The sequence below is a fragment of the Streptomyces sp. NPDC048248 genome (assembly GCF_043201875.1).
Taxonomy (GTDB): Bacteria; Actinomycetota; Actinomycetes; order Streptomycetales; family Streptomycetaceae; genus Streptomyces.
Genome location: NZ_JBICZL010000018.1, coordinates 82163 through 96563, shown reverse-complemented (window position 1 = coordinate 96563; position 14401 = coordinate 82163). Strand labels below are relative to the sequence as shown.

Genomic DNA, 14401 nt, shown 5'->3' with positions numbered 1-14401 from the left:
GCTCCGCCCGCCCTGCGGTTCTCAGCCCTGCCGCGCAGCCTCGGCGACGGCGGCGAGGAGAGCTCGTGCCCGGTCGCGCGCGTGGGGGATGGGGTCGGGGAAGACGGCCAGACCGTGGGCGACGAGAGCGCCCTCGTGGAGCAGCATCAGCGTCCTGGCCAGGTCGCCGGCCTGCTCCGGGCTGATCTCCTCGGCGAGTCCGGTGAACAGGGCGAGCATCCACGCCTTCTGCCCGACGATGATCGGGTGGGCGGGGTGCGCGGGATCGCTGATCTCGGCGTGCGCGTTGACCATGCTGCACCCTTTGGTGCTGTACTCCTCCGACCACGCCCGTGAGGCGTCGAAGACGGCCAGGACCCGCGCGGCCGGTTCCCGGCCGGCCGTGTCCAGGCGCTCGGCGAGGAAAGCCCGCCAGCGCTCGTCGCGGTCGGCGAGGTACTCCACGACGACCTGCTCCTTGGAGCCGAAGCGGTCGTAGATCGTCTTCTTCGTCACCCCCGCCTCCGAGGCGATCAGGTCCACCCCGACGGCGTGGATCCCCCGCTCGTAGAAGAGCCGCGCGGCGGCTTCCACGACGCGGGCTGCGGCGGGCGTCATCGTGATCCGCCGTGTCGTGTGTGCAGTGCCCATGGCCCCAGTGTATACCGATCTGTATAGTGAGGGGTATACCGATCTGTTTACTGGAGGCGCGGCATGAACTTCCTGCTCTCGATCGCCTTTGTCGTCTGCTGGAGCTCGGGATTCATCGGGGCCAAGCTCGGCGCCGGCACCGCCTCCGCCGTCACGATCCTGATGTGGCGGTTCCTGCCGCTCGCCGTCGTGCTGCTCGTCGTCTCGGTCTGCTGCGCCCGGGCGTCGTGGCGAGGTCTCACCGGTCGGGCGGTGGCCCGTCAGATAGTCGTCGGCCTGCTCTCGCAGAGCGGCTACCTGCTCACCGTCTACTACGCGATCCAGCTCGGGGTCTCCAGCGGCACCACCGCTCTGATCGACGGCACCCAGCCGCTCGTCGCCGGAGCGCTCGCCGGGCCGCTGCTGCGGCAGTACGTCTCGCGCCGGCAGTGGCTCGGCCTGTGCCTCGGAGTGGCCGGCGTGGTCATCGTCACCACGGCCGACGCCGCGGCGGCCGCCGGCGTGGCGTGGTGGGCCTACCTCGTGCCGTTCCTCGGCATGGCCTCTCTGGTGGCGGCCACATTCGTCGAGAGCCGCTCCCGCACCCGGGTCGCGCCCAGCGTGGCGATGACGGTGCACTGTGCGGCAAGTGCCGTCGTCTTCACCGTACTTGCGATGGCTGCCGGGGCGGCGGTACCGCCCGCCGAGTCGTCGTTCTGGGCGGCGATCGGCTGGCTCGTGGCCCTCTCCACCTTCGGCGGCTACGGGCTCTACTGGCTCATCCTGAGGCGTTCGGGGGTCACCAAGGTCAACACGCTCATGTTCCTCATGGCTCCGGTCACGGCCCTGTGGGGCGCGGTGATGTTCGGTGAACCGTGCGGCCCGCAGACCGTCATCGGCCTCGCCGTGGGCCTCACGGCCGTCGTCATCGTCCACCGCGGTGGACGGCCACGTCGCGGGGCGGCGGCACACGGGTCGAAGGGCCAGGAGACGACCGGGAAGGATCCTGTCGAGTCGGACGCCGTCGGACCGGGGGGCGTTGGGGCGTCCCGGCGTGAAAACGTCTCATGAAGCGGGAGCGGTAGACCGGTCGGCGGCTCCGGTCGGGCGAGCGGCGTCGGCGCGCCGGGCCGCTCGCGGCTGACGAGGAAGCCTGCGGGTCTTTCTCCTCAGCCGCTGACGGCGGCGGACTCAGCTGAAGAGGTCCTGTACGCGGAGGTAGCCCGAAGGCCGCTCGTGCTCGCCGAACCAGAGGTGACCGGCGCGGGAGCGGGCCGCCTCGATGAGCTTCGGGCCGTACACGCGGAGGGCGAACACCGGGACACCGACGCGGTAGCGACGGTCGGCCACGCCCGGAAGGTTCGGCGCGTCATGGACGATGAGCGGGGACAGTGCCGGTTCGTGCTCATCGACCCCGCCGGCGGGGCACAGTTCGAGGCTCACCAGACGCTTGCCGGAGTTGTCCGGTCCCTGGGGGCACCAGAAGAGACCGGCCGATTCGAGCGAGGCCCACGGTATGACGGCGTGCGCCGATGCTTGTGCAGCCGGACGCCGGTCGTGTCGAAGGCCAGGTACGCATGGCGGTCCGCTCAGCCGACCCACGCCATGCCCGCCCCCGCACCGCCGAGGACGAGGAACCAGATCACCGCGAACACCCAGGTGCCGAGCCCGTATTCATGGACGACGGCGGCGACCGGCATCGCGGGGGCCAGGGCGAAGGCCCCGATCGCGCCGCGCATGGTCTGGCGCATCCGCCGCTTGCCGAAGTCGAACAGGGCTGCGTCAGGGGCGGGAGAGGGTTTGTGGATCACGCGGCGGAGTGTACGGAAGCAAGGTGACACGATCCACGGCGAGCAGGCGTGACAAGGCGCTCCGGGGATGCGGAGGAGCGGGCGGCGTCGAGACGAACCGCAGGCCGGTCACCCCCGGGTGCCTTCCCGCCCGGCTCCGGTGGAGCGACCGGACGCGGCGCCCTGATTCTTGGCCTGGAGGGGCCGCCCCGTCGTCTTCGGCTTCCTGGGACGGCCCGCCGGTGTGGTGTCCGGAGCTGCCAGGGGTGCCGTACTCCCGCGCAGGATGAGGCGGGTGGGCAACACCACCTGCCGGGCGTCGTCCGCCTCGTCGTTCTCCAATATCGAGCGCACCAGCTCGCCCGCGGCCCGGCCGACCTCGTCGGGTGATTGCGCGACGGTGCTCAGGTCGAACAGCTCGGCCATCTCGTGGTTGTCGAAGCCGAGCACCGATATGGCCTCCGGCACCTGGATGCGCGAGGTGCGCAGGGCCTGGAGTACTCCGATGGCCACCTCGTCGCTCTCCGCGAAGACGGCCGTGGGCGGCTGCGGCGCGCTCAGCAGGTGTGCCACCGCGTCAGCGCCCGCGCGCCGGCCCGTACCGCCGCGGAACACCAGACTCTCGTCCACGGGGATCCCCGACTCCGCGAGCACCTTTCGGTAGCCCTCGACGCGTTCCTGGGCGCTGAAGGAGAAGCCCTTGCCGCTGTCCGTCTGCACGAAGGCGATCCGGCGGTGGCCGACGTTGACCAGATACTGCGTGCCGTGCCGCCCTCCTTCGACGTCGTCCACGCGCACCCCGGCCCGCCCCGCCATCTGCTGGCTGACGAAGACCACCGGCATGCCCAGCTCGTCGAGCCGTTCGCGCTCGGTCGCGGAGAGGTCGAACGAGGCGACCAGCAGGGCGTCGGCGTTGCGCCGGGCGGGCAGCCGCTCGAAGAAGGCGGCGCGTTCGGTCATGCTCGGTACGTCGTAGATCAGCAGGTCGAGGTCGGCGGCCCGCAGGACCGAGCTGAGTCCGGCGAGCATCGCGCCCATGAACCAGCTCTGCAGCGTGGGGACCATCACCGCGACCCGCCCGGTGCGGCCGGTGACCAGACTTGAGGCGCTGCGGGAAATGCTGAACGACAGTTCCTTGGCGGCCTGTTCGACCCTGTGGCGGGTCGCGGGCGAGACCGTGGGCAGACCTCGCAGCGTGCGCGAGACCGTCGACACCGACACACCCGCTCGCCGGGCCACATCGGGCATGGTGGCGGGACTCCGACTGGGGCGCATGCGCTCAACGTACCCCACCGTCACTGCCGTGGGCAGGGGCCGGCGTTGTTCTCCAACTGCCGGACGGGGCAAAAGAATGGCAGCGCTGCCATCAGAGGTGAATCCAGCGGTTGTTGCCCGATATGCCGGCCACCAACGAGATTTGAGAGCAGATCACCTGTCGACATGGTTGACGTGACCGATGGCCATCCCTAGTTTGCAAACGCTGTCATCAGGCGGCAACAGTCACGGAGGACCAAGGAGGGCCTATGACGTTGAGCCGCCGTTCCCTGCTCGCCGGAAGCCTCGGAGGGGTCACGGCCGCCGCGCTCACCGCGTGTGGAAGCGAAGTGACCAACCCCGTGGCCGGACAGAGCGCCGCGGTGCCCACCGAGCCCACCACCATCACCTGGTGGTGCCACCGCCTCACCGACCGTCGCAACGGCGAGCTGGCGCCGTTGCTGATCGCGGCGTTCGAACGACGGCACCCGCAGATCAGGGTCAGACTGCTCAAGGCGCCGTCCGACACGGACACCAACCGCGCCACGCTCACCACGCAGATCGCCAGTGGCTCGCACTCGCCCGACGTCTTCCTGGGAGACGTCGTCTGGCCGGGCCAGTTCGCGTACAACAGCCTGGCCCTCCCACTGGATCCCTACGTGCCGCAGGGCCATTGGAAGAAGTATCCGAAGCCGTTGATCGACGCCTGCTCGGCAGCGGGCGGCGTGTACGCATTGCCCTTCTTCATCGACGAGTCGTTCCTCTACTACCGAAAGGATCTGCTGGCCAAGCACGGGCTGCGGGTACCGCGCAGCTGGGAGGAACTGGCGCACACCGCGACGAAGGTCCGCCGGAGCGGTGACGTCGGCCATGGCTTCGTCTGGCAGGGGTCGGTCTACGAGGGAATGACGGTGAACTTCACCGAGTTCCTGGCCGACGCCGGAGGATCGGTCATCGGTCCCGACGGAACCTCCGTCACCGTGGCCGGGTCCGCAGGGACGCGAGCCCTCTCCTTCATGCGGGAGTTGGTGGCCTCGAAGGTCAGCCCCTCCGCGGTGACCACCTACATCGAGCAGGACACGCTGGACGCCTTCATCAGCGGGCGCTCCTTGTTCCTGCGGAACTGGGCCTACGCCTGGGGCGCGTCGAACGCGGAAGGGACGAGGACCGCGGGCAGGGTCGGTGTCGTCCCCCGCCCGGGATTCGAAGGCCGGGAGGGCTCCGAGCACAGCGGACTCGGCGGCTGGAGCGTTTTCGTCAACCCGCACACCCGCGAGCTGGGTGGCGCCCTCGCCTTCGCCCGCTTCCTCTCCGAGGAGGGGCAGCAGGTGCTGCTACGGGAGAGCAGCTATATCCCCGCGCTCACTTCGGCGCTGAACAGCCGTGCCGCCCGGCAGCTGGGCAGCCCGGTCCTCGACAACGCACGGACGTTGGAGCTGGTCGCCCGGCCGTCGGGCACGCCGTACTACCCCAAAGTCAGCAAGGCCCTCTACACCGGCGCCAATTCCGCCGTCGGCGGCTCGGCGGCCGTGGAGGAGTCCCTGTCCGCCATGGAAGCCGGGGTGCGGGCGGCACTGAAGGGAGCGGTGCTGTGAGCCACAAAACCAAGGGCCGGGCCGACGCCGGGCCCGGAAGCGCACGCCGTCGCCGCGCCCGGGTCGGCTGGGGCTACACCGCTCCGACCCTTCTCGTCGTCGGCGCGGTCACCATCTTTCCCATCCTGTTCTCCGTGGTGCTCAGCTTCACCACCGTGCGGATCACCTACGACGGCTTCCGCGTCGACTCCTTCACCACGGCCAACTACGCGGCTCTGCTGAACAGTTCGGAATGGCGCGAGGCGCTGCTCTTCACTCTCTTCTACACCGTGGTCACGGTGCTGGTGGAGCTGGTGCTGGGGACGCTGGCCGCGCTGGTGCTGGAGAGACTGGGCGCCGGGCGGGGCTGGATCATGGCGCTGCTGCTCGTTCCCTGGTCGCTGATCACGGTCGTCTCCGCCCAGCTGTGGGGCTATCTCTACGACGCCTCGTACGGGCTGGCCACCTGGTTCTGCGAGATCTTCCTCGGCCACTCCCCGGTCATCCTGGGCACACCCGCAACGGCCGTCGGCGGCATGATGGTCGCCGACATCTGGAAGACCACGCCCTTCGTGGCGATCATCGTCCTCGGCGGTCTGGTGATGCTGTCGCGGGACGTCTTCGAAGCGGCCGAGATCGACGGCCTGAACGCCTGGTCCACCTTCTGGCGCGTGACCCTGCCCCAACTGCGGCCGGTCATCGGGATCGCCGTGCTGTTCCGCATCCTCCAGGCGTTCGGCATCTTCGACCTGCCGTTCGTCCTCACGCAGGGCGGCCCCGGCACCGCCACCCAGTCGCTGGCGATCCTCGGCTACAAGACCCTTTTCCAGGACCTGAACATGGGGCCGGGCGCCGCGATCGCCACCACCACCGCTCTGCTGGTGCTGGTCTGCTGCCTGGTCTTCCTGCGGGCGTTCACGTCCCAGGCGTCGGAAGGAGAGCTGCGATGAGACAGCTGACACAGGCGCGCGGCCGGGGCCGGCGGCGCTGGCTCAACCCGGTGAACCTGGGGGCGCTCGTCCTCGTCGTCCTCACCGCGATGCCGCTGTACTGGATGGCCTCGGCGTCCTTCAAGGACTCACGCGACATCGGCGCGAACCCCCCGAGCGTCTTCCCGTCCGACCCCACCTTCGCGAACTACTCCGACGCCTTCGGCGGCAACAGCCTCGGCCACTACCTCCTCAACAGCACCTTGGTGGCGGTCGTTTCCACCATCGTCGTCCTGGGACTCGCGCTCTTCGCGGGGTACGCGCTGGCCCGGCTGCCGATGCGCGGACACGGCACGATCATGGTCGCGCTGCTGATGATCTCGGTCTTCCCGGCCATCGCCGTCGTCACCCCGCTCTACCTCGTCGAACGCTCCCTGGGGCTGCTCAACAGCCACCTCGGCCTGATCATCCCGTACGTGGCGTTCCATCTGCCGTTCGCCGTCTGGATCATGCGCAACTCCCTGCTGGGGCTTCCCCGCGGCCTGGAGGAGGCCGCCGAGATCGACGGCGCCTCGGTCACCCGCACCCTGCTGTCGGTGATCCTGCCGCCGGCCCGGCCCGGCCTGTTCACCGCGGGGGTGTTCACCTTCACCGGCACCTGGACGGAGTTCCTGATGGCACTCACCTTCAACAGCGAGGACTCCGCACGCACGGTGCCCGTCGGCATCGCACTCTTCGGCAGCCAGTACACCGTTCCCTACGGCACGATCTTCGCCGGGGCGATGTCCGCCACCGTGCCCATCGCCATCCTCGTCCTGGTCTTCCGGCGCTCGATCACCTCCGGCCTGACCGCCGGGGCGGTCAAGGGGTGACCGGATGAAGCCCGCTGCGCACCCCGGCCCCCGCGGGCCACCACCACCCGTACCCGGCCCGTGCGGACCGGCCGACGCCGTCCCGCCCGGCCGATCCGGACCTCACCCGCAGACCGCACACCGCAGACATGGAGAGCCCCTGTGAGCACCTCGCACCCCGCGGACCAGGCGACCTGTGACCCGAACTGGTGGCGCCAGGCCACCGTCTACCAGATCTACCCGCGCAGTTTCGCGGACCAGGACGGCGACGGCATCGGGGATCTCCCCGGTATCACCGCCCGGCTGCCCTACCTCGCCGACCTCGGCGTGGACGCCGTCTGGCTGAGCCCCTTCTACCCTTCCGCGCTGGCGGACGGCGGCTACGACGTCGACGACTACCGCGACGTCGACCCGCGCCTGGGCACGCTCGCCGACTTCGACACCCTGGTCCAAGAGGCGCACGGGCTCGGCATGAAGGTGGTGGTGGACATCGTCCCCAACCACACCTCCGACCGGCACGTGTGGTTCCAGGAGGCCCTGCGTGCCCCGCGAGGCTCACGCGAGCGCGACCGCTACATCTTCCGCGACGGCCGCGGCGAGAACGGCGACGAGCCGCCCTCGGACTGGGAGTCCAATTTCGGCGGCCGCGCCTGGACCCGGCTGCCCGACGGCCAGTGGTACCTGCACCTGTTCACCCCCGAGCAGCCGGACGTGAACTGGGACAACCCCGAGGTCAGGGCCGACTTCCTCACGACCCTGCGCTTCTGGTCCGACCGGGGTGTCGACGGCTTTCGTGTCGACGTTGCCCACGGCCTGGCCAAGGATCTCGCCGAGCCCCTGCGCGACCTCGGCGCCGGCCAGGGCCGCCCCCTGGGCAAACTCCCGCTCGACGGCAGCCACCCGCTGTACGACCGGGAGGAGGTGCACGAGATCTTCCGCGAGTGGCGCCGGGTGTTCGACGAGTACGACCCGCCGCGCACCGCGGTGGCCGAGGCGTGGGTGGCGAACGCCCGCCGGACGCTCTACGCCCGTCCCGACGAACTCGGGCAGGCATTCAACTTCGAGTTCCTCGAATGCCCCTGGAGCGCTCTGGAGTTCCGCACCGTCATCGACACCTCGCTGGTCACGGCACGTGCGGCCGGGGCCTCGGCGACCTGGGTGCTGTCCAACCACGATGTGGTGCGGCACGCCTCGCGTTACGCCCTGCCCATCGGTATGAGCCGCACCGACCTGGACTCCTGGCTGCTCGGCGACGGCCGCGAGCCGGCCCCCGACGGGGCGGCCGGGCTGCGGAGGGCCCGCGCGGCGACGCTGCTGATGCTGGCCCTGCCCGGTTCGTCCTACCTCTACCAGGGCGAGGAACTCGGCCTGCCCGAGGTCGCCGACCTGGCACCGGACACGCTCCAGGACCCGGTGTGGGAGCGCACCGGGCACCGACGCAAGGGCAGGGACGGCTGCCGTGTGCCGTTGCCCTGGACCGTGGACGGGCCGTCGTTCGGCTTCAGCACGGGTACGCCCTGGCTGCCCCAGCCGGAGACCTTCGGCGGTTACTCCCCGCAGGCGCAGGACGGGGCCGAGGGCTCGACCCTGGAGCTGTACCGGGCCGCCCTGCGGCTGCGGCGCAAGATGATGGGCGACGAGAGCCTGGAGTGGGTCGGCGCGGACGACGCCGCCGTCGGCGGTGTTCTCCACTTCCGCCGCAGCAGCGGATGGCACAGCGTCACGAACTTCTCCGACAGCCCGGTGCCCGTCCCGCCGGGCGAGGTGCTGCTGGCCAGCGGCCCGCTGACCGGAGACCGCCTTCCGCAGGACACGACCGTCTGGCTCCAGAACTGACCTGCCGGGTCGCGAAGGCGAGCGCTGCACTTGGCGTTGTGGCGCTCGCCTCCACAGCCGGCCCCCGGGAGGGCGGCCTCGGAGCCGGCGAGCGCCCGGTGGCGGCTCTCGTCACCCCGAGAGACGCTGAAAGCGGGGGGCGAAACGGGACTGGGTCCCACGTGACGCAAACGGGCGCCCGGCTCGGTCCGCCGGAGGGAGTGAGCCGGATGCGCGTGTTGTTGAAGGTGGAGATGGACACCCAGGCCGGGAACCAGGCGTACAGGAACGGGACGATGGCAAAGACCATGGAGTCGGCGCTGCAAGCCCTGCGCCCGGAGGCGGCCTACTTCACGACGTTCGAAGGTCATCGCACCGCGTTCATCGTCTTCGACCTGCAGGACCCGTCGCAGATGCCGAAGCTGTCCGAACCCTTCTTCCTGGAGTTCGGTGCCAAGGTCACCTACACCCCTGTGATGAACACTGAAGACATGCGCAAGGGCCTGGCTGCGGCAAGCGGCGGCTGACAGCGGCGAGGACCCGGACGCACCGAGCACGCAGGCGCATCAATCCCGGGTCATCCGCTGGACGGCCTTGACGGCCTGCCCCGCTCCGTCCTCCGTGGCCATGTGGCGCGCGGCGGCCGCGGCGGCGCGTGTGAAGGTCGGCTCCCCGGTGACACGGCTGAGCGCGTCGGCAAGTCGTTCGGAGGTGAGGGACCGGAAGGGGATCGGGGCCGGTGCGGCGCCGATCGAGGCGAGCCGCGCCGCCCAGAACGGCTGATCTGCCGTGACCGGTACGGTGACCGCGGGCACCCCGGCACGCAGTGCGGCCGCCGAGGTGCCCGCGCCGGCGTGGTGAACCACCGCTGCCAGCCGCGGGAACAGCAGGGCGTGCGGTACGTCCTCGACGGTGAGGATGTCGTTCCCGTCGGCGGCGAGCCCGGCGCTCCCCGACTGCAGGATCCCGCGCAGCCCGGCACGCCGCAGCGCCCGTACGGCGATCTCGCTCAAGCGCTCGCCCTCCCCGGCCGCCATGCTGCCGAAGCCGATCAGGACGGGGCGGGGCCCTGCCGCGAGGAAGTCCTCCAGGTCCGCGGGCAGCCGTTCGGCAGCGTCGAGGTAGGGCCACCAGGTGCCGCCGACCTCCATACCGGGGCGCCAGTCGGAGGGGCGCGGCACCAGCGCCGTACTGAAGCCGTGCAGAACGGGCCAGTTGGCCTCCTCCTGGCGTCGGCGCATCGCGGAGGCGGGCAGCGGAGGCAGGTGAAGACGATGGCGCAGCTCCGAAACCGCCGGCTCGTAGACGCGGTCGGTCATGCGCAGAGCGAAGCGCCCCGCCGCGCGGTTGCCCGGGCGGCCCAGCGAACGGGAGCCCGTGATGACGGGTGGGAAGTCACCGGTCGGTGCGGTGGGCTGGAGGTGGACGCCCAGGCTCGGTATGCCCGTGGCCTCGGAGAGGTGCCAGCCGAGCGGGGCAGTGGTGGCCGACAGCAGGAGCAGGTCCGTGCCCTCGGCCACCGCACCGGCGAATCCTTGGCCCAGTTCGGTGAGGAAGGCGGCTGCGGCGCGCATCAGTTCACGTTTGCCCCGCACACCTGCGTGTGGACGGGTGTCGGCGGGCAGACGGCGGAATTCCAGCCCGGCATCACGTACGAGGGGTGCGAAGGAGTCGGTGGTGGCCAGGGCGACGTCGTACCCGGCGCGGCGCAGTGCGGCGCCCAGGCCGGTGTACGGCGCGACGTCGCCGCGCGAGCCGGCAGTGGCGATCATGATTCTCATCGGTCTTCCTCCGGTTCGGGACGCGAACCGGCGCTGCGGGACGCGTTGGCGTGGATCGCCTTGCACAAGTAGGCCGCCAGGCCCGGGCGTTGCTGTGAGGGTGGTACGACAAGGGCGAAGGCGCGCGGATCGGCGGCGAAGTCGTCCGCGATGCGCCGATGCATGTCGGGCGGGCAGGGGGTGAACCAGCGCGCGAGGTACCGGCGGTGCTCCTCGGCGAGGTCCATTGCCCGATCGCCGTCGCCGGGCTCCCCGTCGTCGAAGACCGTGAGCAGCTCCGCGCGCCAGACGGCGGCCTCGCCCATGAGTTGTTGCCAGTCCTCCTTGGTGTGGGCGGCAGCGCGAGCCATCGCCTCGCGGTGTCCGTCCGAGTCCCTCCACTTCAGCTGCGCCTCCGTGGCGTAACTGAGGTCGAAGCCGATCTCGCCGAAGACGTCGAAGCGTTCCCGGGGTGTCAGGGGCACCCCGGTCTGCTGGACCTCGATGGCGCGTTCCGCCACCTCCGCCAGCTGCTGAAGTCTGCTGATCTCCTCGGCCAATTGCCGTTGCCTGGCTCGTAGTCGCTCCAGCGCGTTCGCCTGCGGATCCTGGAGGATCTCGGCGATCTCCTCCAGGGGGAAACGGAGTTCGCGGTAGAAAAGGATCTGCTGGAGCCGCGCCAGGTCGGCATCGCTGTAGAGGCGGTACCCGGCGCGACTGCGGTCGCTGGGCGAGAGCAGCCCCGCCCTGTCGTAGTGGTGCAGCGTACGCACCGTCACTCCGGCGAAAGCCGAGACCTGCCCTACCGAGTAACTCATGCACCCGCCCTCTCGTCGATGGACAGCCTCAAGCCTGACGTAAGGGGAGGGTCAACCGGCTCTCCGCCCGGGCAGCCGTCTGCTTGCGCGAGCCGTCGCGACAGGGCCGGGCCGCCGGGGGAGCGCCCGGCCTCGGCGCCGCCGCGTGCACTGGCATGCCGGGTGATTCCGGAGTACACCGGAAGAATGGACGCCGACCGGGATGACGCGGGCGAGACGCTGCCCGAGCTGTGTGATGTCTGCGGCGCCGTGATCACCGACCACTCGGAGGTGCGCGCCCGGGTGCCCGACTCCTCCGTCGTCCACCCGGACGATCCGGAGCTGGACGGATGGCGCCGCCTCACGGCCTGCTCCGCGGCGCACCTCGCCGAACTCCGGGACGAGTACGAGCGGCGCCCCTTCATCGACGAAGAGCAATGGGCGGGAAAGATGTCCCGCGCGCTCGACCGGCACCCCGACGGGCTCACCTTCGAGCAGATGGCGGCGGCCACCGGCCTGACGCGCAGCCAGCTCGATCGGGCCTTCGCCTGGCACAACCACCGGGTACGGCGGAACGGATAGCGACCGGCGCGGTGCACCGCTCGGCTGAGCCGCTGAGCCGAGCGGTACTGCTGAGCTGCCGGCTCGGGGCCCGCCGCGGCCGCACTCGCGGACGCCGCCGCCCCGTCACCCAGGAAGCGCCGCCGTCAGGTCCAACTCCACCAATTGCCCCGGGAAACCGAGCCGCGTGACGCCGAGAAGGGTGCTCGCCGTGCTGAGCGCAGGCCCGAGCGCCGAGGTGTGGAAGCGGTGCCAGGCGGCGGCGAGCACTTCTCGCTCGTCGCTGACCACGTAGACCACGGACCGCACCACATGGTGGGGACCGGCTTCGACGGCGGCCAGGGCGGCCGTCGCATTCGCCGTCACCTGGTCGATCTGCCGGTCCAGGTCACCCTCGCCGACGAGCGCGCCGGAGACGTCCAGCGGGCACTGACCGGAGAGATAGGCGGTACGTCCTGACTCGACGACGGTGATGTGGTGGTAGCCCGGCGTCGGATGGAGACGGTCCGGGTTGATACGTCGGATTCTGGAAGCCATACGCAGATCGTGGCCGCCCTGCGAACGCCGCCGCAAAGGAGTTTCGCCGAAGGCGGTGCCGGCACGAGGCGGAGGGCGGGGGCACCGAGCTGACAGGGTGAAGGCCCTGAGCCGGGCAGATTCAGGGCCTTCGCGGCGCGTCTCCCGTGGGGGGAAGGATGCACGCGTCGATGGTGCTAACGAAGCGGGGCGGCGAGAGGTCACGCCGATCGTGCGCTCCGTGGTCATGAGGGCCGGGGCTCCGCAGGCCGGGACCACCGCCACCGGATTGCCGAGGTGCCCGCTCCCGCCTCGCCGTGAGCGTCCGCTCCGTTGGACAGGCAACGCACACGCTCGGAGAATTGGAAGTGTCGGCGAGCAGTGTCCTCGGCGGCGCGCCTGCCCGGTCGGCCGCGTGTACCCGCGCCGCGACGGGAGGCGCCATGACTTTCCGCATCGCCACCTTCAACGCCGAGAACCTCTTTCACCGCCCACGAGTCTTCGCGCTTCCCGACGCGGAGGAGCGCAAGCGGACGCTGGAGGACTTCGCCGCCCTTGTCTCCCTCCTCGACCACGACCTCTACACGGCCGATGACAAGGAGAAGATCGCGGCACTCCTCGACAAGTACGACGTCCCCGCCTCCCAGTCCAAGAGCCGCCCCATCCTGGTGAACGAGACCCGTGGCGGCGCCAAGCTCTTCCGGACCAAGCGCGGTGGCGGTATCGAAATCGTCGCCGAGGGGCGTGCCCACTGGGTCGGTTGGGCCGAACTCGTGCGCGACGACCTCGACGAGGAGGCCGTCCACAACACCGGTCAGGTGGTCGCCGAGGTCGATGCCGACGTGCTGCTCATGGTCGAGGTCGAGGACCGGCTCACCCTGCACCGCTTCCAGAAGCAGGTGCTGAGCGACCTGATGGGCGCGAAGACGTACCCCTTCAACATGCTGATCGACGGCAATGACAGCAGAGGCATCGACATCGGCCTCTACAGCCGTCGGCCGATCACTTCGGTGCGGTCGCACATCTTCGACAGCGCGGCAGGCCGGCCGATCTTCAGCCGGGACTGCCCGGAGTTCGAGGTCGAACTCACCGGCGGAGCGCCGCTGTGGATCCTCGGCAACCACTTCAAGAGCAAGATCGGCAGCCCGGCCGCCACCACCAAGAAGCGAAAGGCTCAGGCAGAGCGGGTACGGGAGATCTACAAGAGCGCCCTGGAGCGGTCCGCGAATGTGGTGGTCGCCGGTGACCTCAACGACGACCCGGAGAGCGAGCCGCTGGCGTTGCTCCTTGACACCGGCCTGCAGGACGTGATGAGCCACCGGACGTACACCGGCGCGCCCGGTACCCATGGGACGGGCACCTCCCTCGCCCAGAAATTCGACTACGTGATGCTCGCCCCTGCGTTGTGGGATCTGGTGGAGGACGTGAAGGTGGAGCGGCGTGGAATCCACGCGCCCGGCACCTTCAAGTCGTTCCCGACCGTGACCTCGAAGGGCGACCAGGCTTCCGACCACGCTGCGGTGTACGCCGACCTCGACCTGTGAGACAACTGCGTTGCCGTCAAGGACCGTTGTGTCGGTGAATACCCCCGGGGCGGACGCCTGGGCAGCCGCCGTCGTTCACCTGCTCGGGTAATATCGGCGCCTGCGAGCGGGCGGCGTGGGGGGAAGCGGGAATGGTCGCGAGGTATCTGGTGGCGCCGCACGGCGGCCGTCGCGCCTACCCCGACATCTCGTCCGCTCTGTCCGCGGCAGCCGGACGGGGCCGGCCCGCGCTGATCGAGATCGCGGCCGGACGTTACGAAGAGGCGCTCACGGTCGGGGGCCAGGTCCGGTTGGCGGCGATCGACGGTCCGGGCTCCGTGGTGGTGAGCCGGCCTCGCGGTGCCGTCCTCGACGCCTTCGGGGCGGTCGCCGTGCACGGCCTCGTACTGATCGGCCGCGAC

Annotated in this window: 15 protein-coding genes; 8 read left to right on the top strand and 7 right to left on the bottom strand. The window is 70.3% G+C overall.

Translation table 11 applies throughout. From position 1 onward, the window contains the following. Positions 1 to 21: 21 nt before the first annotated feature. Positions 22 to 630 carry a TetR/AcrR family transcriptional regulator gene (locus tag ACGFZW_RS31985; protein ID WP_393896776.1) on the bottom strand — a complete coding sequence of 203 codons (609 nt, stop codon included), beginning with the start codon at positions 628 to 630 and terminating at the stop codon, positions 22 to 24. Positions 631 to 693: 63 nt separating this feature from the next. Here ACGFZW_RS31985 and ACGFZW_RS31980 point away from each other — a divergent pair, with 63 nt between their 5' ends. Further along, positions 694 to 1680, top strand: a complete 987-nt coding sequence (locus ACGFZW_RS31980; protein ID WP_393896775.1) for a DMT family transporter — start codon at positions 694 to 696, stop codon at positions 1678 to 1680. A gap of 120 nt (positions 1681 to 1800) precedes the next feature. On the opposite strand, the gene ACGFZW_RS31975 is transcribed toward ACGFZW_RS31980, so the two are convergent. From ACGFZW_RS31975 to ACGFZW_RS31965, 3 genes are all read right to left on the bottom strand, one after another. Beyond that, a complete protein-coding gene (locus ACGFZW_RS31975; protein ID WP_393896774.1) occupies positions 1801 to 2052 on the bottom strand; it encodes a hypothetical protein in 252 nt (83 codons plus the stop codon). 146 nt (positions 2053 to 2198) lie between these two features. Further along, entirely contained in the window at positions 2199 to 2420 is a 222-nt protein-coding gene (locus ACGFZW_RS31970) for a hypothetical protein (protein WP_393896773.1), read from the bottom strand. Positions 2421 to 2528: 108 nt separating this feature from the next. Next, the gene (locus tag ACGFZW_RS31965; RefSeq protein ID WP_393896772.1) at positions 2529 to 3674 is read right to left on the bottom strand and encodes a LacI family DNA-binding transcriptional regulator; all 1146 of its coding nucleotides are present in this window, start codon (positions 3672 to 3674) and stop codon (positions 2529 to 2531) included. A 248-nt stretch (positions 3675 to 3922) separates the two neighbouring features. Here ACGFZW_RS31965 and ACGFZW_RS31960 point away from each other — a divergent pair, with 248 nt between their 5' ends. The 5 genes from ACGFZW_RS31960 to ACGFZW_RS31940 all read left to right on the top strand — a co-directional run bounded on the left by ACGFZW_RS31960 (position 3923) and on the right by ACGFZW_RS31940 (position 9349). Next, entirely contained in the window at positions 3923 to 5248 is a 1326-nt protein-coding gene (locus tag ACGFZW_RS31960; RefSeq protein ID WP_393896771.1) for an ABC transporter substrate-binding protein, read from the top strand. Beyond that, complete coding sequence (locus tag ACGFZW_RS31955) at positions 5245 to 6177, top strand: carbohydrate ABC transporter permease (RefSeq protein WP_393896770.1); 933 nt, start codon at positions 5245 to 5247, stop codon at positions 6175 to 6177. The genes ACGFZW_RS31960 and ACGFZW_RS31955 overlap by 4 nt, the downstream gene beginning before the upstream one ends. After that, positions 6174 to 7028, top strand: coding sequence for a carbohydrate ABC transporter permease (locus ACGFZW_RS31950; RefSeq protein WP_393896769.1), 855 nt, complete (start codon positions 6174 to 6176; stop codon positions 7026 to 7028). The genes ACGFZW_RS31955 and ACGFZW_RS31950 overlap by 4 nt, the downstream gene beginning before the upstream one ends. 141 nt (positions 7029 to 7169) lie before the next feature. Next, entirely contained in the window at positions 7170 to 8843 is a 1674-nt protein-coding gene (locus tag ACGFZW_RS31945; protein ID WP_393896768.1) for an alpha-amylase family glycosyl hydrolase, read from the top strand. Between the two features lie 209 nt (positions 8844 to 9052). After that, entirely contained in the window at positions 9053 to 9349 is a 297-nt protein-coding gene (locus ACGFZW_RS31940) for a DUF3303 family protein (protein ID WP_393896767.1), read from the top strand. A 39-nt stretch (positions 9350 to 9388) separates the two neighbouring features. Here the strand turns inward: ACGFZW_RS31940 and ACGFZW_RS31935 are convergent, their stop codons facing one another. Together ACGFZW_RS31935 and ACGFZW_RS31930 are read right to left on the bottom strand one after the other, a co-directional pair. After that, positions 9389 to 10603, bottom strand: coding sequence for a glycosyltransferase (locus ACGFZW_RS31935; RefSeq protein WP_393896766.1), 1215 nt, complete (start codon positions 10601 to 10603; stop codon positions 9389 to 9391). Then, positions 10600 to 11400, bottom strand: a complete 801-nt coding sequence (locus tag ACGFZW_RS31930) for a MerR family transcriptional regulator (RefSeq protein WP_393896765.1) — start codon at positions 11398 to 11400, stop codon at positions 10600 to 10602. The genes ACGFZW_RS31935 and ACGFZW_RS31930 overlap by 4 nt, the downstream gene beginning before the upstream one ends. 186 nt (positions 11401 to 11586) lie before the next feature. Between ACGFZW_RS31930 and ACGFZW_RS31925 the strand changes: the two genes are divergently transcribed. Next, a complete protein-coding gene (locus ACGFZW_RS31925; protein WP_393896764.1) occupies positions 11587 to 11961 on the top strand; it encodes a hypothetical protein in 375 nt (124 codons plus the stop codon). Between the two features lie 105 nt (positions 11962 to 12066). Here the strand turns inward: ACGFZW_RS31925 and ACGFZW_RS31920 are convergent, their stop codons facing one another. Then, positions 12067 to 12477, bottom strand: coding sequence for a RidA family protein (locus ACGFZW_RS31920; RefSeq protein ID WP_393896763.1), 411 nt, complete (start codon positions 12475 to 12477; stop codon positions 12067 to 12069). A gap of 422 nt (positions 12478 to 12899) precedes the next feature. Between ACGFZW_RS31920 and ACGFZW_RS31915 the strand changes: the two genes are divergently transcribed. Continuing rightward, positions 12900 to 14000 (top strand): endonuclease/exonuclease/phosphatase family protein, encoded by a 1101-nt coding sequence (locus ACGFZW_RS31915; RefSeq protein ID WP_393896762.1) that lies wholly within the window; start codon positions 12900 to 12902, stop codon positions 13998 to 14000. Positions 14001 to 14401 lie beyond the last annotated feature (401 nt).

Coding starts and splice junctions, on each gene's coding strand:
- ACGFZW_RS31985 (WP_393896776.1), bottom strand. CDS start 630: ATGGGCACTGCACACACGACACGGCGGATCACGATGACGCCCGCCGCA.
- ACGFZW_RS31980 (WP_393896775.1), top strand. CDS start 694: ATGAACTTCCTGCTCTCGATCGCCTTTGTCGTCTGCTGGAGCTCGGGA.
- ACGFZW_RS31965 (WP_393896772.1), bottom strand. CDS start 3,674: ATGCGCCCCAGTCGGAGTCCCGCCACCATGCCCGATGTGGCCCGGCGA.
- ACGFZW_RS31960 (WP_393896771.1), top strand. CDS start 3,923: ATGACGTTGAGCCGCCGTTCCCTGCTCGCCGGAAGCCTCGGAGGGGTC.
- ACGFZW_RS31950 (WP_393896769.1), top strand. CDS start 6,174: ATGAGACAGCTGACACAGGCGCGCGGCCGGGGCCGGCGGCGCTGGCTC.
- ACGFZW_RS31940 (WP_393896767.1), top strand. CDS start 9,053: ATGCGCGTGTTGTTGAAGGTGGAGATGGACACCCAGGCCGGGAACCAG.
- ACGFZW_RS31935 (WP_393896766.1), bottom strand. CDS start 10,603: ATGAGAATCATGATCGCCACTGCCGGCTCGCGCGGCGACGTCGCGCCG.
- ACGFZW_RS31930 (WP_393896765.1), bottom strand. CDS start 11,400: ATGAGTTACTCGGTAGGGCAGGTCTCGGCTTTCGCCGGAGTGACGGTG.
- ACGFZW_RS31925 (WP_393896764.1), top strand. CDS start 11,587: ATGGACGCCGACCGGGATGACGCGGGCGAGACGCTGCCCGAGCTGTGT.
- ACGFZW_RS31920 (WP_393896763.1), bottom strand. CDS start 12,477: ATGGCTTCCAGAATCCGACGTATCAACCCGGACCGTCTCCATCCGACG.
- ACGFZW_RS31915 (WP_393896762.1), top strand. CDS start 12,900: ATGACTTTCCGCATCGCCACCTTCAACGCCGAGAACCTCTTTCACCGC.